The organism is Calothrix rhizosoleniae SC01 (genome assembly GCF_900185595.1).
GTDB classification, from domain to species: domain Bacteria; phylum Cyanobacteriota; class Cyanobacteriia; order Cyanobacteriales; family Nostocaceae; genus Calothrix_A; species Calothrix_A rhizosoleniae.
The window spans coordinates 1-21979 of the sequence record NZ_FYBH01000368.1 but is presented as its reverse complement, the minus strand read 5'-3'; the positions used below and the strand labels follow the sequence as shown (position 1 = coordinate 21979).

The window sequence follows — 21979 nt, the reverse complement described above, 5'->3', positions numbered from 1 at the left end:
TAATTGCGTGAAACTACGAGATAGTACTGAAGCTTTTGTTGGTATATTCTTAGATATTAAGTTATGGTGGTTTCCAGTTTTAATGAGGTAAAGCATAAGGTCTGAATAACCCAACCTTTCAACTTCAAGAGTGTAAACCAGCAGACAAAGAAACGCTATAATGTGTTGTCAGTGACAAAATTACTGTCCTGATCAACATCCTATAGTTTCTAATCTGTGAATTAGGTTTCTGTAGACGTTAAAAATTTATTCAAACAAGTTTAATCTGAATTATTGATGAAACGGGGTTTGATGATTTTAATCGTTGATGAGATACCCATTAATTTTTATATTTTACTTGCTCCCCTAGAGAATGCTAGTAGCTCCAAGTGAAGAAAGTACTATCAAAAAACCAGTATATTCCCCAGTAGATTTAATTTTAAGTTTTTGAGATATTTTTATGCCAATTATGAACGGATTTGAAACCTTTCGTTATTTGAAGGTACAAACAATTACTGAAACTACTCCTGTAAATTTTATAACTCCGTGTTATGCTGCCAACAAAGTCAAATGTTTTCAGGTAAATGGTGCAGACTATTCTGACAAACCCTTTGAGCAAAAAAAAAGTTTAATTCCCATGCAGACTCATCTCCATCTCCAGAGTTTGTACCGATGTATCCAAGCTCAGAAACAACAACTACAAGAGGAGATTCAGTGTCGTCAAAAAATTGCCGAAGAACTCAAGCAATCTCAGCAGTTACTTGAGAAAACTTCTATAGAATTAGAGCAGAGGGTAGAGCAGCGCACTGCACAATTAGTAACTGCGAAAGAAACAGCAGAAGCTGCCAATCAGGCTAAAAGTGCTTTTATTGCTCATATGAGCCATGAACTCAGAACACCCCTAAATGGCATTTTGGGCTTTACCCAAATCCTGCAGCGTGATCCCAATCTCACAGCAAATCAGTGTAATGCTGTTGACATTATTCATCGTTCTGCGGAACATCTACTGATTCTCATCAATGACATACTCCATTTGTCAAAAATCGAAGCTGGGAAATTGGAATTAGAGTTCAGTGATTTTCACTTTCCTATGTTTTTAGAGAACTTGATCGCGATTATTCGTGTTAGTGCTGAGCAAAAAGGTATTTCCTTTAATTACCAACCTCAATCCTGCTTACCAGATATCATCCGATGTGATGAAACCCGTTTACGACAAGTATTACTGAACCTACTTAATAATGCCGTTAAATTTACTAAAACTGGCGGTGTAGTCTTTAAGGTTAACTACGAAAATCAACTAATTCGCTTTCAAGTAGAAGACACAGGCATTGGTATTCCTACAACTGAATTATCAGAGATATTTTTACCCTTCCAGCAATCTATTGAGAGTAAATCACCAAACGAAGGAGCAGGACTAGGCTTAACCATCAGTCAAAACATTGTTCAACTTTTAGGGGGAGAAATCCAGGTAAGTAGCGCTATTGGTAAAGGAAGTACCTTTTGGTTTGATTTACATTTACCAGAAGTAAAAATGCCAAGGAAGTCACTACAAGTTCAGTCAAATGCTCGGCGAATTGGTGTCAGAGGTAAACCACCCAAAATCTTAGTGGTAGATGATAAAGCTAACAATCGAGTTGTACTAGTAAATTTCCTTACATCTTTAGGTTTTACTATTTTTGAAGCAAGCAATGGTGAGGAAGGTTTACAAATAGCTAAACTCAATAAACCAGATTTAGTGTTATTAGATTTAGTAATGCCTGTTTTAGATGGCTTTGAAATGGTCAGACAGTTACAAAGAGACCAAAATTTCCAAGACTTAGTTATCATTGCGACTTCTGCTAGTGTACTGCCATTAGATCAGTCTTTAAGTTATCAGGTTGGTTGTCATGCTTTCTTGCCCAAACCCGTTCGGTTTGAGCAACTTCTAGAGTTATTAGAGACTCATTTGCAATTGGAATGGATTTATGAAAAAGACTCTAAAATACAAACAAAGAAACTAGAAAAACATCAAGATTATGCTTATCCTGTATGTGAATTCATGATTGTTCCTCCTCAGCAGGAAATTGCTATTTTATTAGACTTAGCAATGAAGGGTGATATTGGAGGGATTCTAGAAAAAATTGCGGAATTAGAACAGCTAAACCATCAATTTGCTGTATTTACTCAAAAAATACGCTTATTATCTGAAAGTTTTCAGGAACAGAATCTTCTTCAATGCCTGCAAGAATATATAGGAAATTAAAAATGGATTATACATCTATCAATAATTATACAATTTTGATTGTGGATGATACTCTGAGCAATTTGCAAGTATTATTTACGTATTTAAAAGATGTTGGGTTTAAAGTTTTAGTAGCTCAAAATGGAGAAAGTGCTCTGAAAAAAGCAGCATATGCACTTCCAGATTTAATTTTATTAGATATATTAATGCCTGGTATTGACGGGTTTGAAGTTTGTCGCCAATTAAAAGTAGAAAAATTAACCAAAGATATTCCGGTTATTTTTATGACTGCGATTTCTGAAACAGTCAATAAAGTCAAAGGATTTCAACTAGGGGCGGTAGATTTTGTTACCAAACCTATTGAACAAGAAGAAGTTTTAGCCCGTATTCAAACTCATCTTCATCTCCAAACTCTGCGTCAGCATCTCCAAACCCAGAACCAAAAATTACAGAAACAAGCGGAAGAAGAAAGGCTTCTGTTTACTTTATCGGAACGTATTCGCCAATCTTTGGATATAGAATCAATTCTCAAAACAGCAGCAACTGAAGTCCAGCAATTTTTGAATTGCGATCGCGTTTTGATTAATCGCTTTCAAGATGGTGATACTTTTATAGAAGTGGAATCTATTGCTGATGGAATTGAACCTGTTTTAGATTGGGTAAAACGAGACTACTATTTGACACCAGAAGAATACGAGAACTATCAACAAGGTGAAATTCAGGCTATTGAAAACATCAAGTTAGCTGATGGTAACTATTGTTGTAATAAATTTTTGGAACAGTGTGGGGCAAAAGCGACTTTAGTAATGCCTATTATACTCACAAATGAGTCAGAAAATTCCAAACAGAATGGAGTGTGGGGTTTACTAGTTTTACATCATTGTAGAAGTACTAGAAAATGGAATTCCCAAGAGATTGATTTACTCAAGCGCTTGGCAAGCCAGTTAGCCATTGCTCTTGTCCAAGGCTCACTATATCAAAAATTAGCAACAGCCAACCAAGAACTCAAACAACTTGCTATCTCCGATCCCTTAACTGGAGTTTTCAACCGTCGTTACTTTGATGAACATCTTACCCGTGAATGGCTAAGGCTTGTACGTAGTGGTAGTCCATTATCTTTAATAATGTGTGATGTGGACTGCTTTAAAGCCTATAATGATACTTATGGTCATCTAGATGGAGATGAATGTTTGCAACTAATCGCTCAAACCATATCTCATGTTGTTAAGCGAACAGCTGATTTTGTGGCTCGGTATGGAGGAGAAGAATTTGTGGTAGTTTTACCCGATACAGATATTCAGGGAGCCCATCAAGTTGCAGAAAATATTTCTACTCAAATTCAAAATTTGAACATACCTCATTCTCATTCTTCAGTAGGATCGACAGTTACCCTCAGCATGGGAGTAGCTACTACTATTCCCAGTAAAGAATATAATTATGGTTTGTTAATTGAAGCAGCAGATAAAGCTCTTTATTTGGCTAAAAGCCAAGGTAGAGGTTGTATAGAACTGTATGAAGATGACTTGTCACCAGAAAAATCAAGACAATATTACGAACTTCCCTGGATTAGGAAATTACGTCAAGCTTTTGAAGAAAATCGCTTTCGTTTATATGCTCAGTCTATTACATCTTTGCAAGGAAATACTCCCACTGAGCATTTTGAAATCTTATTAAGATTATCAGACGATGACGGTAAAATGATCTTACCAACAGATTTTCTTTCAATAGCAGACAGTTATCATCTAATGCCTAAGATTGATCGTTGGGTAATTGAGAATCTTTTTGCTTAAGTAGGTTGGCGTAAAAAATTATCGTTTGGATAAGGCAGGGGGCAGGGAGCAGGGAGCAGGGGGAACAAGGGTTTTAGGCTTATTTACTATTCTTCACATAGTTTGGTTTTATTGTGCCGACTTACTTATTTAGCACTATCTGATTGCCAATTTTTGCAAAACTGTTGGTTTTCAATTAACCTTTCAGGAGCAACACTCAATGATAACCATTTTTTAGATTTTGTCTGTCAACAGTTTGCCAAATATAACCTTCCTCCTCACATATTTTGCTTTGAGATTACCGAAACAGTAGCTATTTCTAATTTGCCCAAAGCTTGTGAGTTTATTAACTCTTTAAAAACACTAGGTTGTCACTTCGCTCTCGATGATTTTGGAACTGGTATGTCGTCTCTAGCTTATTTGAAAAATCTACCAGTAGATTATCTGAAAATTGACGGGTCTTTTATCAATGATATTAATAAAGATCCAATCGCCAAAGCAATGGTACAAGCTATCAACCAGATAGCTAAGGTCATGGGTTTACGCACCATTGCTGAATTTGTGGAGAATGATTTTATTCTTGATACTATTAGGGAACTGGGAGTAGACTATGCTCAAGGATATTATTTTGGTCATCCTGAAGTCTTAGGTTCTTTTAGTCAGAGCGGGAGATTTACAAATAATAGCTTTGCAAATATTTGCTAAAGTTCAGAAAATAGAGATCAATAATAAATAGTAATTGAATTTTTTTGAGTATACTCTAATATGCTCTAAAATTGATTTTGATTGTGTTCAGTGATTATAACAATAAAATACTTTTCTTTAATTTAATTAAACTAACTCCGGCAGCTTCTAAGTTGAGCAATTTTAAGTTTATATTTTACATTTTCTTCCTTTGGGTGTTGCATCAGGATAAAAAGTAATTATTCCTCGATTACGTCTCACAAATACTGAAGGGAAAGTTTTCCCCGTTTCCTTATCTTTAACATCAAAAATACAAGCTCCTTCTGTATCTCCTTGGAGTTTAAATATTTGCGTAGCATCTATCAACATCTCTTCGGCATTGCTGAGATAGGGATAACCTTTAATTACATCTCTAACTAAGCGATTTTCTTGCTTTAATACTACGCCCATCGTATAAATTACACCAGGAACAACTTCTTCTCTTTGGGAATTATTTGGTAATCTACCACCAATACCTTGATTTTGGATTTGTAAATACCTACCATAAAAATGCAACCCACCAATATCATTCGTATTGTAAATCTCTCCACAAAAAATATGCTCAAAGCCTTTACGTTGAAACCAAATATTAGTTAAATCTTGAATAAATTCCGATCTGCGACGACGGTTTGGACGTAATTCACCTCCAGTTACTTGTTGTAGTTTTTTGACAACATCTGGATAATTAGATAAAAGCTGTTTAAATTTATATGATTCGACTCTTGTACCTATAGGACCACAAATTTCTAGGATAGCTTGATCGAAATTGTTTAACACTGGTGGTGGTGGTGAAATATCTAAATTTTTCCCAGAAGGAAAAGCTACTGGAACAGGATTATTTATAGTATCAAAAAAAGGTATAAATTTATCGTTTTTTTCTGCCTTAGCTTGAATCGCAAGCATCACAATGGCAAAGGGTAATAAAATTGCTAATCTCATAATGCAATATTTTGTCGATGGAGTACTCATATCTAGCCTCATTTTCATCTTAATTGTTATATATCTTACTCAGCGAAAGCACTTAAGAGCTAGTCACATATTTTTATTTTGTTTTAGCAAAAAAATCCCAATAAATGCTGATGCCAACTAGTAAGTTGGTAATGTTATAAAGTCCAGTAATACTAATAATACTCATATCTACTCATTATCAGCACTCAAATACCCGTGAGTCTTACAATAATGTTTAACAAAGGAAATTTTGCCCTTTTTATAATATTGTTATTGATATTTATCGGTTTTGGCGACAGTTTTCTCCCAAAACCCTTAAATAATGCCAGTTTGCAAACTCGCACTGCAATCAATAATTTGGTTTTGGGTATGTTTCCCACTTGGGAGCCAAAGGTGAAGCCTCATCAACGTACCGAAAAAGCTATAGAAGCAACAAGAACAGGTGGTAAGGTGAAGTAGTCAAAGATGAATGCATAGAAAAACGCTTATGAGCATTTTTTTATTTTTGTTTATGCTTCTACACTTTGATTCATCTAGCTTTACCCAACAAAATAAACTCAATAGATCAAATAGGTTATAAACTAAATAATGGGACTGAGACAAAAACAAGCCAGGAAAAACTCAAATGTACATGCAGAGAGATTTTGACATCTTTTTTTGTTATTTGGTGTATCTCCTTACCCTATATTAGGTTTGAGGCTTATTTTATCCTCAAAAATGTTTAAATCCCGATTAGAAAAATTTTAGAGGAAGGGTTAATGGCAAGAACAAATGGAATGAAAAGTGAAGCATCTGCAAAGGAATTAACTTCAGTTTCAGATACCCAAGATGTGGTAGAAATTCAAGATGTATCTGAATTTCCGGAAGATACCCAAGATATTGAGAGTATATTCAATTCACTTAAAGCGTTATTAACTACAGTCGAAAAACTACAAAAAATTCGCCAGGAAGTGGGGGATATCAAACCTTTAATTGAGCGAATGCTTGATGGAGAAATACTTGGTGGTGAAGAACTTCAGCAGCTCAAGACAGGGGTAGGTAGTCTTTCTCGTCTTGTTCGTGCTTACAGTGATCATCAAGCAGCACTGACTAAAGCACAACCTGCCAGAGCAATGCTCGATCAAGTATTGAAATAATGATAACCCATTCACTGCAAGTTTTACATAAATTCTCTCAGCCGTTGGAGAATCATCAACGAGTTTACATGCAAAACTGTGTATTCATAATGCAGTGTTTCTGCTTTCCCATTTCTAATGAGAAACTTCAGGTTCTCAAATTAAATGAGGTTTTGCTAACAGACTAAATATATTTATTCCCGAATCATAGAAACTCTTCTTTTTCTACCTTATTCACACCCGAAAAAATGTTAGATTAATTTAGCACGGGCACTTAATCATGGCAATGTCACAATAGTGCTGGATAGTAATTGACTCAAATGCCACCCTCTCCAAAACATACCAACAATCCTTGGGGAAAAGTTTACAGTGAAATCATTGATGTTCGTTCTCCGAATGAATTTTCCCTAGATTGCATTCCTGGTGCAATTAATTTACCCGTGCTAGATGATGCTGAGCGTGCTGAAGTGGGGACTATATATAAGCAAGTATCAGCATTTAAGGCTCGTAAAGTTGGTGCTGCTTTAGTTGCAAAAAATATTTCTCAACATTTAACTCAACACTTCATCACCAAAGACAAAGATTATTCTCCTTTAGTTTATTGTTGGCGTGGAGGTCAACGTTCTGCTAGTATGGCTTCTGTTCTATCACAAATTGGTTGGAAAGTAACAATCTTGGAAGGTGGTTATAAAACTTATCGAACCTATGTGCGTGAAAAACTTGAAGAGCTACCACAGAAATTTACTTACCATGTAATATCTGGTTTAACTGGTAGCGCCAAAACTAATATATTGCGTCAATTATCTCAGCGTGGCGCTCAAGTTTTAGATTTGGAAGATTTAGCTAATCATCGCGGTTCCCTGCTAGGTGAAGTATGGGTAAATAAATCTTTACCGCAACCCTCACAAAAATACTTTGAATCTTTACTTTTACAGGAATTACAAAATTTTAACCCAGCTCACATAGTATGGGTAGAGTCGGAAAGCAATAAAATTGGCAAAGTCTATTTACCAAGCAGCTTGTGGCAACAGATGAAGCAGTCTAACTGTATAGAAATTCAAGTACCTATACAAGCGAGGGTACAGTTTATCATACAAGAGTATTCACATTTCACCAATCATCCCGATATTCTCAAGACTAAAATTGCAGGATTAAAATCTCGCTATGGAAGTAAGAAAATTAATGAATGGAATCAACTAATTGAATCTGGTAATTTTCCCACATTTGTTGACAATATCCTCCAATCTCATTACGATCCCGCATATTTAAAGTCTACTCAAACTAATTATATCCAGGGGGAACAATCATTGGCAATGCCTGATTTATCTGCAAAAAGTGTTGAAAATTTAGTAGATACGTTAATGCAGATCAACTCTAATATGTAGAATCATGGTGTTTTTGCAGCCAATCTAGAAATTGAGATGCTGATTTAATACAAAATTAGTTGCAAGCTGCACTTTGGCAATCTATCTACTATTAGTTATTACCCTTTTTTTTTGACACACTGGATGGATTAATATTAATCAGTGGTAGGGTATTGTTACCACCCATCACTGTAGGAAAACGTCCATCCCATTTTTCGATCGCTTGCTTTTGTAATAGTTCTGGTGTTAATGTCTGACGCTGCAATCTTTGTGCTTCAGCATGACCTTTCGCACGATTAATTTCCGCTTGAGCTTCTTGAGTAGCTTTTTTAGCAGTAAATGAGGCTTGTTTTGCCTCCTGCTCAGCAATTTGTTTGGCTTCAATGGCTTTACTAAACTCTGGAGAAAAGGCAAAATCAACTAGTGAAACATCATCAATAATGACTCCATAAGCAGCCATACGAGTTTTCATTTGTTCATCAATTTCTTGCTTGAGATCATTTCTTCTAGTAATGATTTCTTCTGCTGTTTTTTTGGATGTCGCAGCTTTTAAGACTTCAGAGACAGCAGGAGTCATAATTCCTCTAATAATTTGTTGCTCATCTCCAACTCGCTGAAAAACTCGATTAACTTTTGTCGGGTCAATATGCCAATTAATCGCAATTTCTGTCGATACTCTTTGCAGATCCCGCGAAGCTGCATCGGCTTTGAAACTATTTTGCGCAACCCTGACATTCATTGTTTTGACGTAGGTGATAATAGGTATAATAGGATGAATTCCTTCATCTAATATTCTTTCTTGTACCTTCCCAAATTGCATGACCACCCCTCTTTCCCCTGCATTGATAATTGCAAAAGGGCGAAAAAGAATGAACGCAAATAAAATAGCAATCCCTCCGCCCAAATATAAACTAGGTCGTAACTGTGATAAAGCGTCTCTTCTGATAGTTTTCATTATTACTTTCTCTTGAACTTATGTATTTTTTAAATTCATCTAGTTTTACAATCAATCACCTTTGCTATACAAATCGAGACAGTCATCTAGAAGTCATAATTTAATTTTTAAATAATAACCATAGATATAACTTTCAATATAACTTTCTACAAGTAATTTAGGACTGCTATATAAATAGCAGATGACTGATAATACTAAGTAAGTCGGCACAATAAAACCAAACTATGTGAAGAATAGTAAATAAGCCTAAAACCCTTGTTCCCCCTGCTCCCTGCTCCCTGCCCCCTGCCTTATCCAAACGATAATTTTTTACGCCAACCTACTTAGTATATACATTGTTCTCTTGAACTATTTGTTTAGTAACTATTTTGTAATCAAATCTGTAACAATATGAGAAATAATCAACTCAAATAGATTACTGGTGTCAATGTAACTTTTGGAACTGATGATGCTATTGGCCGTGGTAATGGAAGTAGTACTAAGTTTTCAATCAATAAGTTAGGGCGACTTTCTGGTAAAATTGGGATATAGTCACCACAGAAAATTGGGAAAATTATCACCAAATATTGACCTGACAGAACGGAAGTAGGAGCTTGGAAACGCCACCCAAAAACTTACCCATTAAAGGCAAAACCCCGGCATCTGAGCCTAGCTATGCCTTAGACTTTATGTAATGGTCAGTATTTAGTTGGACATGATATCACCCAAGCAATTGCAAATTGTTTAAACCACAAATGTTTCGTTTCCATTTTGCTTAGTGCTATTCACTTAATATAGACTCAAACAATAGATACATTAAAAATTAGTGAAAATGGCGGATATTCCTGTGGGTAGCCTACATTTTCTTGAAAATCAAGGCAATATCTAGCTTGTAACAGTTTTCAGTAGATATACCATTGTTGTTTGTTATATTAATTGATTAAGTTATATATGTTGAAAATCTAAATTAAAGGTAAAGTTTATTTAAAGTCATTACATATACCAATATTTATAGTTATATTATTTCTTGTGAGGATAAAATATTACCCATAGTTAAGTTGATATTTTGTAAATAAAGTTACTTTTCAATAAAATCCAATTTAACTATAGAGTTTAGATGTCGTTTTATGGAGCGATAACAATTAATGTAACTGAGAAAAAATTAAAAGTAATTTCAAAAAAAAGCATCTATCATATTTCTCTGCGAAGTATCTTTTAGATTAAAATCTCTATTTTACAATATAATAGCTATAAATCTAAATTTTTGCATATGATTAAATATGATTACTGTATCTATGTTTAACTAGATACCATCCTGAAAATATCTGATTCTTATTTATAGATATTAAGAAACTGAGATAATTTATCGTAATTATCACTAGGTTTAAATATCTATTTCTGCCTATTCTAAATAATAAATGCTATTTTAACCAAAAATCTTTCAATATTTGACTGATATATAATAAATAGCAGTGAATAAAAATACATAAAGACTGATATCTCATAAAAATATAAACTGAATATTTAAGTATAAATTGATGGAGCTGGACTTCGATGGTCATTTGATCTCAGCCCCTCCAACGTAACCTTCTTGATCTTCTAGATTATTGTTTGGAAATACACTTTGTTTCCAAACAGTTAAGTCTGTGGAGAATAGGTCATTAACCCTTATTTGTTGTGAGAGGAGGTCGAATTGCAGAGAAGGTGTGACAGAAATCGGAAACGTTCAAAACGAAGAGCAATATATTGTCCAATTCATAAATGTTATTTAGATAGTGTTAGTCAAAAGTATCCACTGTTTGCCAATCGTCCAGGACAATTGCAGCAAAGAGGAGTAAGGAGACGAGAAGCATTAATATTAATCACTTCTCAAACAGCAGTTACTTTGAAGGATGAATGGTTAGAGGCTTTCTGGTGTAAGGATTGTCAACAAAAAAAATGGTATCACATCCATAAATCTTCCACTAACACCTATGAAGTTGCAGTCGCATCTCCAGAACTTTGGCAACGAGCAATGAAGGTTGCTTATCCTCATGGAAACCCTTCCGTGGGTGAATTTACTAGCCGCAATTCACGGACAATGAACTATCGAGGACACCAAAACTTTAATAAAATAGATTAAAATATCTGCATTTTATATGTTGCAGATTTATAAAAAGTATTTACAACTTGCCAATCAGGAGATAAATTTTCTGATTTATATGCATATATGAAAATTGCTTATCTAGTTAATCATTATCCTCATGTGAGTCATAGCTTCATCCGACGAGAAATTATCGGTATTGAAGCTTGGGGGATTGAAGTCGCTCGGTTTTCTATTCGTCCTTGCATCTCTAAATTAGTTGATGAAGCAGACAAACTGGAACTAGACAAAACTCAATCTATTCTAGGAGTTGGGATTATCGGCTTACTCTTAGCTGTAATTCGAGTTTTTCTCACTCAACCCGTCCATTTTTTGAAAAGTTTACAGTTAGCTGGGAAAATTGGCTGGCATTCAGACCGAGGACTTGTGAGAAACTTAGCATACCTAGTTGAAGCTTGCGTCCTCTTGTGTCAATGTTCTGATTTAGGAATAAACCACATTCACGCTCACTTTGGTACAAATTCAACTACAGTAGCTATGTTGTGCCATACTCTGGGTGGTCCATCCTATAGTTTTACTATTCATGGGCCCCAAGAATTTGACCGAGCTACTGTTCTTGCTTTAGATGAGAAAGTCAAACAAGCATCTTTTGTAGTAGCTATCAGTTCTTTTGGCAAGAGTCAATTGTATCGATGGTGCGATCGCCAGTATTGGTCAAAAATTCATGTAATTCACTGTGGTTTAGATGCAAAATTCTTAAATACACATCATACTCCGATATCAGAAGAGCCTCGTTTAGTCTGTGTTGGACGACTAGACGAACAAAAAGGACATTTACTGTTAGTAGAGGCAGCAGCTAAGTTAAATGCCGAGGGATTAGATTTTAAATTAGTATTTGTTGGTGATGGTTCTTTGAGAAGTGAGATTGAAACTGCGATCGCTCAATTGAATTTGCACAACCACATTGAGATTACCGGTTGGGCTAGTAACTCCCAAGTACGGGAGCAAATTTTAGCAGCACGAGCCTTAGTACTACCTAGTTTTGCTGAGGGTTTACCAGTGGTAGTTATGGAAGCTTTAGCTTTAGGTCGTCCAGTCATCAGTAGTTGTGTCGCTGGAGTTCCTGAATTAATTGAGCATGGTAAGTGCGGCTGGCTGATAACACCTGGATCCTTAGAGGATTTAACAGTAACTATGGCTAAAGTGTTGCGATCGCCATTAGAACAACTTGAGCAAATGGGGGAGATGGGGAACGAACTGGTTGTTCAACGGCATAATATTACTGTTGAAACAGGGAAATTGGCGGCACTATTTCGGTCTAATGGGATTGAGCAATTTCCCTTAGAGGATGTTTCGTCAAAGCAGAAACAATCATTAATTAAATTAGGGTAGGCTTTTCAGATCAAAGCTTTATCAACACTCTGAATAATAGTAAACTTTAGCACTTAACAACTGCACACAATCATGAAAATATATTTTCATGAACCTCTAAAACCATGTCATCAAACACCTTTAAACAGAGAGCTATCCGTGCTACCATCTGGACCCTTATTGAACAGTTTGGAGGTCATATAATCCGGTTTGGATCTAATCTAATCCTCACACGTTTATTAGTTCCAGAATATTTTAGCCTGATGGCTTTAATTAATACTTTCATATCTGGGTTAGAAATGTTCTCAGATGTTGGTGTTGCTCCCAGTGTGATCCAGAATAAGCATGGTGACAATCCAGTTTTTTTTAACACAGCCTGGACAATACAGGTTATGCGTGGGTTGGGACTATGGCTAGCTAGCATTTTAATTGCTTGGCCAATTGCAATTTATTATCAGCAACAAAGAATGCTATGGCTGATCCCCATAGCTGGGTTAAACGCATTGCTTGCTAGTTTGCAATCTACTAGTATTTTTACACTCAAACGAAACTTAGAATTGTCTCGACTGAGTAAATTTGGAATGCTAGGATACTTGTACAAAACAATAATAATTATTTTTTGGGCTTGGTTAAATCCTACAATCTGGGCAATTGTTGGTGGTAGCTTAATCTCAGGATTTATAGATATTTTTCGGAGCCATAAACTGATCCCTCAAATTTCTAATCGTTTTACTTGGGATAAAAATGCCGCTAAAGATATCCTTTCTTTTGGTAAGTGGATATTTATATCCACGGCAATGACATTTCTAGCAATGCAATCAGACAGACTAATTTTAGGGAAATTGGCTTTTCCAATGTTGGCTTTTTATAGTATTGCACTTGCTCTGGCAGAAATGCCCAAACAAACAATTGCAGGTATTAGTGGGAATGTTATGTTTCCTATAGTTGCCAAGTTTCAAGATTTACCTCGTAAGCAACTTCGAGAGAAAATTCTCCAGAAGCGATGGCTATTAGTTGTTGGTATGGCACTTGGCTTATCTGTAATAGTTTGCTTTGGGGATATCTTAATCTTGACACTATATGATCGCAGATACAATGATGCTGCTTGGATGCTGCCAATTCTATCTCTAGGAACTTGGCCTGCTCTATTGGAGATGACAATGTCTAGTTCTCTTATAGCCATTGGTAAGCCCATGTATTCAGCTAGCGGCAACTTTTTTAAATTTATTTATATGATAATTGGAGTACCTTTAGGATTTTCTCTATTAGGAATCTTGGGGGCTGTAATTGTGATTGCATTTAATGATCTGCCAATTTATATAACTATCAACTATGGCCTATGGAAGGAAAAATTGATCGGTATAGAGCAAGATGTTATAGCAACCCTTGTATTAATTGGAACAATTACTATTCTTCTATCGAGTCGCTATTTTTTGGGTTTTGGACTCCCCATTGATGGCATTTTATTAAAAAACTAAGCTGAATATTAGCTACATTATTTCAGGTGATTAGAATGAAAGGCGTTAGGGGTTGGGGAACCCCATAATTAAAATTAGAGGTTTCTAAGGGCGGACTCAGTATGCAGATCGCACTACGTGCCTCACCTTCTGGGTTCGCCACTTGACAGCAGTTGCTTTATGCCGGGGAACCTGTCCACCGCAGTGGCTCAAAATACATCTTTCTTGTTTTCCCTCTTTAAAAAAAGGGGCTTGCATCCATTCACTTCGGGGTTTTCCTCCCTATCCCCCACAACCCATCCCCTACCTCGAAGAGGTTTGGTCAATCACACCTATCCATACTTGATTCATTTTTAGTTAATTACTGTCACTTAACAAAGCTTATGAGCCTTCAAGCACAACTTGTCATGCTCCTCTGGTTGCCAGTTGTTCTTTACTTATTTACAAGTTTTACAGCTCAAAGAGCAGTTATTATCAGTTTTATCGCCGCATGGCTTTTTTTACCACAAAATGCAGGATTCTCAGTTCTTGGTCTTCCAGATTATGAACGGATGTCAGCTACTTGTTACGGTATATTATTAGCTACTTTCATTTTTGATGTTCAACGCTTTCGTTCCTTTCAATTTAATTGGCTTGATTTACCAATGCTAATTTGGTGCTTATGTCCTTTTGCTTCTTCAATGAGTAATGATCTAGGGGCTTATGATGGATTAGCTCAATCCCTTCAACAAACTGTATCCTATGGAATACCCTATTTTTTGGGTCGTATATACCTAAATAATTTAATTGGGTTCCGCCATCTCGCAATTGCCATATTCACCAGTGGACTTATTTATGCTCCTTTCTGTTTATATGAAAGTCGTATGAGTCCAGTATTCCATCAACTGATTTACGGCTATGTTGATGTGAGAGCCTTTGCTCAAGGATTTCGTTATGGTTCATTTAGACCGACAGTATTTATGGAACATGGTCTTGCCGTTGGCATGTGGATGATGGCTGCAACACTCATTGGCATCTGGCTATGGCAAACTGGTGTCGTTAAGCAAATATGGGGCATTCCTATCATGTGGTTAGTGATAGGATTATTGTTTACATTTATACTAGTAAGGTCAACTGGCGCGTATTTATACTTATTATTGGGATGCATTATTCTGTTTGTTGCCAAAAAATTTCGTACTGCTTTGGTAATGTTATTAGTAATGCTAGCTATGTCTTCCTACTTGTATATGGGAGCAACTGGAGTATTTAATAGCGAACGGATTCATGGTATTGTTTCAGCTTTAGAAATGGTAGTAGAACCAGGTCGGGCTTCATCCCTAGGGTATCGAATGAGTAATGAAGAACTACTTTCAGAAAAAGCACGACACCGACCAATTTTTGGTTGGGGAGGATGGGGAAGAAACCGCATACTAGAAGAAAATTGGGAGGGCGAACTGGTAGATGTAGCAATTACCGACAGTTTATGGATTATTGCTTTTGGTATTAATGGAACAGTGGGTCTGATTGCTTTATTTAGTTCGTCATTATTACCTAGTCTAAGTTTTTTTTGGCTACGGTATCCAGCTAGATTCTGGTTTAAACCCGAAATTGCACCAGCAGCATTGTTATCTGTAGTTATCACCTTATACATGTTAGACTGCACCTTAAATAATATGCCAAATCCAGTGTTTACCCTTGCTAGTGGGGGTATTGCGGGATTAGCGCTCAACAAATCAGAAACTAAAAAATTAAGTAATCACTCATCCCTGGCAAGGCAACCTTCATCTGTCTCGGCAGCCAGTCTTAAATTTCCCAGAATTAACAAATAAGGAAAAGAAATGTCTCAACCTTTGAGAATACTATACGCAGCTGGTCCAGGAAATGTGATTGGAACTTATCAACACTGGATTCAAGGACAAGAGGATCCATCACAAGTTTCACTCACCTATTCTGGTCAGTTTTATGATGTATGTCGTGATTTAGATGCACAGGCTTACGTAATTTCATCATGTAGGGATAAGAAAATATTGCATGAAGGTCAATTCATCATAGAACATCGTCCAGTTCCCCTACCCAAAGCATCGGGTATCCTGTATTACTTAAATAATATTTGGTATGGATTAGGATTAATTATATCAGCATTCCGCTTCCGAGCTAATGTTGCTGTAGTCGCTGATGGCACAACACAATGGTTTATTTTGTCCGTACTACCTTTTTTAGGTGTGAAAGTTATACCATCTTTACACTGTGTCTTGTGGCCTAAGTACTTTCACCCAAGCAAGATCCAGAGATTTATCTCTACCCTTAATCGCCATCTATTTGCTAATGCTTGTAGTACCATTTTAATTGCATCGGATGATATCCGTGAGCAAGTATTAGAAATAACACGTGCTCACCATAGACCAATGGTGCCTTTCTTACCTACCTATCGTCGTCCAGAATTTGCGGGTATAGGCGAACCAGATAAACAAGGTTCACCGTTTAGAATCTTATTTGCGGGTCGTATCGAATCAAACAAGGGTGTTTTCAATGTTCTGGAAATTGCTAAGCTTTTTGCCAAGGAGAACAGACAGGATATTAGGTTTGATATTTGTGGCAATGGATCAGCACTGGAGTCTTTACGTTTAGCTGTTAACCAAGCTGGATTAGATTCTTCTTTTTTTTGTCATGGTCACTGCAATAAATCACAAATGCGAGAAATGTTTAATCGTGCACATGTTGTAATTGTGCCAACAAGAACAGACTTTGTAGAAGGATTCAACCAAGTTGTTGTTGAAGGCATTTTGTCAGGACGACCAGTAGTTACCTCTGCTGTTTGTCCAGCCTTATCTTATGTACGGGATGCAGTTGTAGAAGTCCCACCTGATGATACCAAGGCATATGGTGATGCCTTACTCAAGTTATGTGATGATCATGAATTTTATGACCAAAAGAGACAAGCATGTCTGGGTTTACAAGAACAATTTTATGATACTTCACAAAGTTGGGGGGCTAAACTCAAATCTATCCTATTGGCAATTCAAGAGAATCGATATCTAGACAAAGGAGAAATTCACATAACCCAACAAGAAGGTTAGGGTTTGATTAATATGTTCTATCAATTTTAAATAACAAACTAAAATTAAGTATATTTATCCAATTTTGAAACTGTGTTTATAATTTACAGCCTATTACTTTAACAGAATATTATGACTGCAAATTCTCCAATTACTTTTGTTTGTTGTATTGAATCTGGAGGGCTCGAAACTCAAACTGTACGCATGATAGAGAGCCTACGTCGATGGGGAGGCAAGTTGGCTAATGCACCCATATTCGCAGTTACTCCCCGGTTTGGTCCTCCTCTTGCATATTCTACCTATCAAGCTTTTAAGCGGCTGGATGTGGAGTATATTCGTTTTCAGGCAAAAAGCAAATACTCTTGGAACAAGTTCATGAATAAGCCTTTTGCCTTAGTAGCTGCACAAGAGCGTAGCACGTCTGAATGTATTAGCTGGTTGGATAGTGATTTATTGTTTGTAGGTGAACCAGATTTACTCAATTTAAATCAGGAAGAAGATTTTCTGGCTTGTACCCCCGACAGTATTGGTGCAACAAGTGGTGTGGGGGATTCTTTGGAAACTTACTGGCAGGAGACTTGTAAGTGTATCGGTATAGAAATTGAAGACTTACCCTGGATTAAAACAGAATTGGAAGATAAACGTATTCGTCTTTACTTTAATAGTGGGGTTTTTGTTTATCGTCGCTTAACTGATTTTGCTAACCATTATTTACAATCATGCAACCAGTTACTCCATTCTTCTATAACCAATCAGATGCATGGGATTTTCTTTACTGATCAGATTGTTCTTGGTTTAACTATGGCAAAAATGGGTTTATCTTGGAGAAGTTTACCTCATTCTCATAACTATAGTATGGGTAGTAAAATTCATGCTCAATGGTACAAACAAGAAGAACTCAAGACAGCAAAAATAATCCACTATCATGATTCCATGTGGCCACATTTCTGGCCAACATTCATGGAATGTATCTACGATACCCATCCAGATGTAGCAGAGTGGCTATCCTCTCTTGGTCCCATGCAAAATGAAGCTCCACCTCAATGGCGTACTTTCGGTAAAGTCATCAAATATTTTAGGTCGAAGCAAGAGGCAGCATATAAAGAATCTTGCCGAGTAATTTGATCTCGTACTGATGATAAAGCAGTTTGAAAAATAATGATAGAAACCACACCCTTGAGGCGGCTAATCAAGCGTATTTTAATTGGTTCTCAAGATTCTCAAGAAGTAAGTGAGCAATGTTCTATTTTATGTCCAAGTGAGAAAGCTCCTTCACTACCAGCAATTTATTTGGAAGGACAACTAGATAAAGTTACTGGTTTTATTGAAGGTGTTAACCTTGATATCGAGAAAAACAGACTTGCGGGAACTATGCGAGAGCATAGTGCGACGGTTGCTTATCATATTAGGGATGCATTGATTCTCAATGGGTATGTATATAAGGGAGCCATGAAGTATACACTTGTCTCCACACCTGAATCTTTCTTCAGTCCGAAGGTAGTTGATTATCTCCCTAAAGCTGCACTTTCCTGTACTTTTGCTGGGAATCGCTTTTTTGGTCATTGGATCGGAGACGATTTGCCCTTGAATCTTGCCGCACAACAATTAGCAGAGCCGATTACTGTTGTTAAAAAACCTTATGCCCATGAATCTGAGTACCTAAGTCTTTTTAACCTGCGATCGCGCCCAATTACTCAAATCAGATGCGGAGAGCTAATCATACTTAATGATGTTGGACAAAATAGTTTCAAACGCCAACGCTACGAGCTTTTACGTTCTGCTTTAAAGAATTTAACGCCCCTTCAACCAAATTATGGAGTCATGATTCGCCGTGGAAAATCAGGTGTTTCACGGGTACTAACAAACGAAGACGAGATTGCACAATTTCTGGAAACTCGGGGTTTTATTATCATTAATCCCGAGCACATGCCAGCTAAAGAAATTGTGCATCAAACACTTGGTGCAAAAATTATTCTGGGAACTGAAGGGAGCCATATTGCCCATGGAATCTTTACAATGGCAGATCATGGAACAATTTTCACTTTACAACCACCGTACAGGTTTCATGGTATTTATAAAGATTATACAGACTGTTTAGATATGCGCTATGCTTTTGTTGTCGGAAATAATTCTCCTGATGGATTTATGATTAATTTGGAAGATTTAGCGCGAACTCTCGACAAAATTGAATATTTGATGAAGTGAAAAAAGAGGTATAAATTCTAAGTTAATACTTTAGGTAATAGTTAAGGAACATGGATTGATTCACTGACAATTATTGCTCATTAGCTAACCTGGCATTTAAAATTATTTAAACCAAGTTTTATAATTTACATAATCTACATTCCAGGGCAAATACCAATAAATTTAATATTAATAGTAATACTATTGCCTACCTTCATATTTGATAGGTTCTAGAGAATATAATTTTTATGTCTAATACTAATATCATTGAGCCCAAAAAAGCAGTTTCTCTACTTGTAGTCATTGTTAACTACCGAACACCCGATCTAACCATCGACTGTCTCCACTCCCTTGTGGATGAAGTGCGATCGCTTCCTGGAACTCGTGTTGTAATTACCGACAATGCTTCTGGTGATGATTCAGTTGCAAAAATTCAAACTGCCATTGAAACTGAAGGTTGGCAAGATTGGGCATCCCTAATGCCATTGGAAAAAAACGGTGGTTTTGCCTTTGGTAATAATGAGGCAATCCGCCCGGCTCTAAATTCCCATCATCCTCCAAATTATGTCCTCTTACTTAATCCAGACACAATTGTTCATCCTCATGCTTTAAAGGTACTTGTGGATTTTATGGATAAACATCCCCAGGTGGGAATTGCTGGTAGTCGTCTTGAAGATCCTGATAGTACAGTTCAAGTTTCTGCATTTCGATTTCATTCAATATTGAGTGAGTTAGACAATGGCTTACGTCTGCGATTTGGCAAAAAATTCAAAGAACGTTGGGCTGTTGTGCCCCCAACCCTTCCTCAGGAAATTACCCAAGTTGATTGGGTTGCTGGAGCCAGTATGATTATACGCCGTCAAGTTTTTGACAGTGTCGGTTTTATGGATGAAGGTTACTTCATGTACTACGAAGAGGCTGATTTCTGCCTACAGGCGAATAGGGCTGGCTGGACTTGCTATTATGTCCCAGAAAGCCGAATTGTACATTTAGTTGGTCAAAGTTCTGGAGTTACCGACCCTAAAGCTCCACCCAAACGTCGTCCGCAATACTGGTTTAATTCTCGACGACGTTACTTTGTCAAAAATCATGGTTGGCTATATGGATTACTGGCTGATGCTGCTTTTGCCTTTACTTTTGCTCTGACTAAATTGCGCTGGTTAATTATGGGACAACAGTCTGTGGATCCCCCACAATTTCTGACTGATTTCCTCCGTAATAGCGTAATAGTCAAAGTGTTTGTTCAATCCCCGCAATAAATGTAGATAGATTAATAACCCAACTTCATTATTTTAGATAATTGACTGCTTATCAGTAACAATAGATTATGGTTACACAACCAGACTTAGTATCAAACTCTACGGTAGCAATAAGTAATAAAACTGGACTTTGGCAACAAATAAAAGAAGACTGGATTGCTCATGGATGTGATTGGACAAAGCCAGGATTTAGAGCAGTTGCCGTTCATCGTTTTGGTGCATGGAGGATGAAGATTGAACCCAAAATCCTACGGGCTCCATTTAGTATTTTATACCGGGCTTTATATCGTAAAATCCGTAATACTTACGGAATTGAATTACCTTATACTGTTGAACTTGGTCGCCGAGTAGTTATTGAACATCAAGGAGCGATTGTGATTCATGGGAATTGTACCATTGGTGATGATTGTATTATCCGTCAAGGTGTGACTTTGGGTAATCGTTATCTTGAACGTCCACTTGATGCACCAAAATTGGGAACTGGTGTCAATGTTGGTGCCGGAGCAAAAATTTTTGGTGATATTTCCATTGGCGATCGCGCCAATATCGGTGCCAATGCCGTGGTTTTAATCAATATACCATCAGGAAGAACTGCTGTAGGTATTCCAGCTAAAGTTATAGCTATGAAGAAATAAGGTCAGGAAGAAGGGTGTGGGGTGTAGGGGAAAGACGGCGCTGGTCAGAGCTTGAAACCCCTCCCCTTCGCAATCGTCCTAGAGAATGGGGCTATCTTTTCCCCTACACCCCGACCCAATGGGGCTTAGTGAAGGGAAATTTATTGTTCTCTAGTCTTAGTGCTATTACTTAGGACATTGAGATACAAATAACGTAATTTTTACATTAAGCTCTTAGATTTTGAATTTTTAGCAAGTAATTCATAATTATCTCCTGATACAAAATAAAATATGCGATAAATGGAATATACATCATCACTGATGCCAAAATAATTATGAAAGCACTTACACTTTCAGTTGCAAAGAGAACAGACCTGGGACTCATAACTTATACTAGTACCAAGAAAATGGGTACCATGAAACAAAAATCAATCCCTTGGTAGCTGATTACAGCTACTGTGACCCCATGTATCATCAATATCAATTCCTATAGCAGTATTACTCATAGAGTAACCTTCATCGATGCAGATATAGAAAATAGTATGATTTTGCAGGATGTACAAGTTATCGGTATTCAACGGCGGATTATGGATAGTGTTATTGGATAACGAGCATACTTAGTTGCAGCCCAACACCCTAAAGCTTTAATTACTTGCAAATCGAACTAGTTTGATTGGATTACCATTGGAGAAATCAATGTTAACAACTATTCCTTTAACAACTATTCCTTTTAATCGCCCTGTGATCGTGGGGAAAGAATTTGCATATATCCAAAAGACCATCGAAAATATGGATCTTTCTGGAGATGGGGCTATTACCAAGAAATGTCATAGTCTATTGGAAGATATCCTCAAAGTTCCCAAAGTACTACTAACTACTTCTTGCACCCATGCCTTAGAAATGGCTGCATTATTATTGGATAC

The 21979-nt window shown here is 36.8% G+C and carries 17 protein-coding genes and 1 pseudogene; 16 read left to right on the top strand and 2 right to left on the bottom strand.

Annotation, left to right across the window (positions count from 1 at the left end; genetic code table 11):
• The first annotated feature begins 439 nt into the window (after positions 1 to 439).
• Together CALSC_RS22580 and CALSC_RS22575 are read left to right on the top strand one after the other, a co-directional pair.
• Entirely contained in the window at positions 440 to 2221 is a 1782-nt protein-coding gene (locus CALSC_RS22580; RefSeq protein ID WP_088243493.1) for an ATP-binding protein, read from the top strand.
• A pseudogene (locus CALSC_RS22575) lies at positions 2194 to 4674 on the top strand (EAL domain-containing protein). The gene CALSC_RS22580 and the pseudogene CALSC_RS22575 overlap by 28 nt, the downstream one beginning before the upstream one ends.
• 168 nt (positions 4675 to 4842) lie before the next feature.
• On the opposite strand, the gene CALSC_RS22565 reads toward CALSC_RS22575, so the two are convergent.
• Complete coding sequence (locus CALSC_RS22565) at positions 4843 to 5595, bottom strand: EndoU domain-containing protein (protein WP_407641967.1); 753 nt, start codon at positions 5593 to 5595, stop codon at positions 4843 to 4845.
• Positions 5596 to 5907: 312 nt separating this feature from the next.
• On the opposite strand from CALSC_RS22565, the gene CALSC_RS22560 reads away from it, so the two are divergent.
• From CALSC_RS22560 to mnmH, 3 genes are all read left to right on the top strand, one after another.
• The gene (locus CALSC_RS22560; protein ID WP_327331721.1) at positions 5908 to 6099 is read left to right on the top strand and encodes a hypothetical protein; all 192 of its coding nucleotides are present in this window, start codon (positions 5908 to 5910) and stop codon (positions 6097 to 6099) included.
• Between the two features lie 299 nt (positions 6100 to 6398).
• Positions 6399 to 6776, top strand: a complete 378-nt coding sequence (locus CALSC_RS22555; protein WP_088243488.1) for a hypothetical protein — start codon at positions 6399 to 6401, stop codon at positions 6774 to 6776.
• Positions 6777 to 7075: 299 nt separating this feature from the next.
• Positions 7076 to 8140, top strand: coding sequence for a tRNA 2-selenouridine(34) synthase MnmH (gene mnmH, locus CALSC_RS22550; RefSeq protein ID WP_088243487.1), 1065 nt, complete (start codon positions 7076 to 7078; stop codon positions 8138 to 8140).
• A 91-nt stretch (positions 8141 to 8231) separates the two neighbouring features.
• Here mnmH and CALSC_RS22545 read toward each other — a convergent pair whose 3' ends face one another.
• The gene (locus CALSC_RS22545; protein WP_088243486.1) at positions 8232 to 9074 is read right to left on the bottom strand and encodes a prohibitin family protein; all 843 of its coding nucleotides are present in this window, start codon (positions 9072 to 9074) and stop codon (positions 8232 to 8234) included.
• A 1672-nt stretch (positions 9075 to 10746) separates the two neighbouring features.
• On the opposite strand from CALSC_RS22545, the gene CALSC_RS22540 reads away from it, so the two are divergent.
• The 11 genes from CALSC_RS22540 to CALSC_RS22495 form a co-directional block, all read left to right on the top strand.
• Positions 10747 to 11175 (top strand): hypothetical protein, encoded by a 429-nt coding sequence (locus CALSC_RS22540; RefSeq protein WP_088243485.1) that lies wholly within the window; start codon positions 10747 to 10749, stop codon positions 11173 to 11175.
• A gap of 87 nt (positions 11176 to 11262) precedes the next feature.
• Complete coding sequence (locus CALSC_RS22535) at positions 11263 to 12528, top strand: glycosyltransferase family 4 protein (RefSeq protein ID WP_088243484.1); 1266 nt, start codon at positions 11263 to 11265, stop codon at positions 12526 to 12528.
• A gap of 104 nt (positions 12529 to 12632) precedes the next feature.
• A complete protein-coding gene (locus CALSC_RS22530) occupies positions 12633 to 13985 on the top strand; it encodes an oligosaccharide flippase family protein (RefSeq protein WP_088243483.1) in 1353 nt (450 codons plus the stop codon).
• Between the two features lie 362 nt (positions 13986 to 14347).
• Positions 14348 to 15772: an O-antigen ligase family protein gene (locus CALSC_RS22525; RefSeq protein ID WP_088243482.1), complete on the top strand. Its 1425-nt coding sequence runs from the start codon at positions 14348 to 14350 to the stop codon at positions 15770 to 15772.
• A 9-nt stretch (positions 15773 to 15781) separates the two neighbouring features.
• On the top strand, positions 15782 to 17020 hold the full coding sequence (locus CALSC_RS22520) for a glycosyltransferase family 4 protein (protein WP_088243481.1): 1239 nt from the start codon (positions 15782 to 15784) through the stop codon (positions 17018 to 17020).
• A 111-nt stretch (positions 17021 to 17131) separates the two neighbouring features.
• On the top strand, positions 17132 to 18124 hold the full coding sequence (locus CALSC_RS22515; RefSeq protein ID WP_235006901.1) for a hypothetical protein: 993 nt from the start codon (positions 17132 to 17134) through the stop codon (positions 18122 to 18124).
• Positions 18125 to 18157: 33 nt separating this feature from the next.
• Complete coding sequence (locus tag CALSC_RS22510; RefSeq protein WP_088243480.1) at positions 18158 to 19204, top strand: glycosyltransferase 61 family protein; 1047 nt, start codon at positions 18158 to 18160, stop codon at positions 19202 to 19204.
• A gap of 227 nt (positions 19205 to 19431) precedes the next feature.
• On the top strand, positions 19432 to 20442 hold the full coding sequence (locus CALSC_RS22505) for a glycosyltransferase family 2 protein (protein ID WP_088243479.1): 1011 nt from the start codon (positions 19432 to 19434) through the stop codon (positions 20440 to 20442).
• A 68-nt stretch (positions 20443 to 20510) separates the two neighbouring features.
• Positions 20511 to 21077, top strand: a complete 567-nt coding sequence (locus tag CALSC_RS22500; protein ID WP_088243478.1) for a serine O-acetyltransferase — start codon at positions 20511 to 20513, stop codon at positions 21075 to 21077.
• Positions 21078 to 21514: 437 nt separating this feature from the next.
• Positions 21515 to 21664, top strand: coding sequence for a hypothetical protein (locus tag CALSC_RS26725; protein ID WP_159460674.1), 150 nt, complete (start codon positions 21515 to 21517; stop codon positions 21662 to 21664).
• Between the two features lie 88 nt (positions 21665 to 21752).
• A partial coding sequence (locus CALSC_RS22495) for a hypothetical protein (RefSeq protein WP_456151090.1) occupies positions 21753 to 21979 on the top strand: 227 nt, incomplete at its 3' end.

Excerpts from the sequence above, each read along its gene's own strand:
- CALSC_RS22580 (WP_088243493.1), top strand. The coding sequence starts at position 440 with ATGCCAATTATGAACGGATTTGAAACCTTTCGTTATTTGAAGGTACAA.
- CALSC_RS22565 (WP_407641967.1), bottom strand. The coding sequence starts at position 5,595 with ATGCTTGCGATTCAAGCTAAGGCAGAAAAAAACGATAAATTTATACCT.
- CALSC_RS22555 (WP_088243488.1), top strand. The coding sequence starts at position 6,399 with ATGGCAAGAACAAATGGAATGAAAAGTGAAGCATCTGCAAAGGAATTA.
- mnmH (WP_088243487.1), top strand. The coding sequence starts at position 7,076 with ATGCCACCCTCTCCAAAACATACCAACAATCCTTGGGGAAAAGTTTAC.
- CALSC_RS22545 (WP_088243486.1), bottom strand. The coding sequence starts at position 9,074 with ATGAAAACTATCAGAAGAGACGCTTTATCACAGTTACGACCTAGTTTA.
- CALSC_RS22535 (WP_088243484.1), top strand. The coding sequence starts at position 11,263 with ATGAAAATTGCTTATCTAGTTAATCATTATCCTCATGTGAGTCATAGC.
- CALSC_RS22530 (WP_088243483.1), top strand. The coding sequence starts at position 12,633 with ATGTCATCAAACACCTTTAAACAGAGAGCTATCCGTGCTACCATCTGG.
- CALSC_RS22525 (WP_088243482.1), top strand. The coding sequence starts at position 14,348 with ATGAGCCTTCAAGCACAACTTGTCATGCTCCTCTGGTTGCCAGTTGTT.
- CALSC_RS22520 (WP_088243481.1), top strand. The coding sequence starts at position 15,782 with ATGTCTCAACCTTTGAGAATACTATACGCAGCTGGTCCAGGAAATGTG.
- CALSC_RS22515 (WP_235006901.1), top strand. The coding sequence starts at position 17,132 with ATGACTGCAAATTCTCCAATTACTTTTGTTTGTTGTATTGAATCTGGA.
- CALSC_RS22510 (WP_088243480.1), top strand. The coding sequence starts at position 18,158 with ATGATAGAAACCACACCCTTGAGGCGGCTAATCAAGCGTATTTTAATT.
- CALSC_RS22505 (WP_088243479.1), top strand. The coding sequence starts at position 19,432 with ATGTCTAATACTAATATCATTGAGCCCAAAAAAGCAGTTTCTCTACTT.
- CALSC_RS22500 (WP_088243478.1), top strand. The coding sequence starts at position 20,511 with ATGGTTACACAACCAGACTTAGTATCAAACTCTACGGTAGCAATAAGT.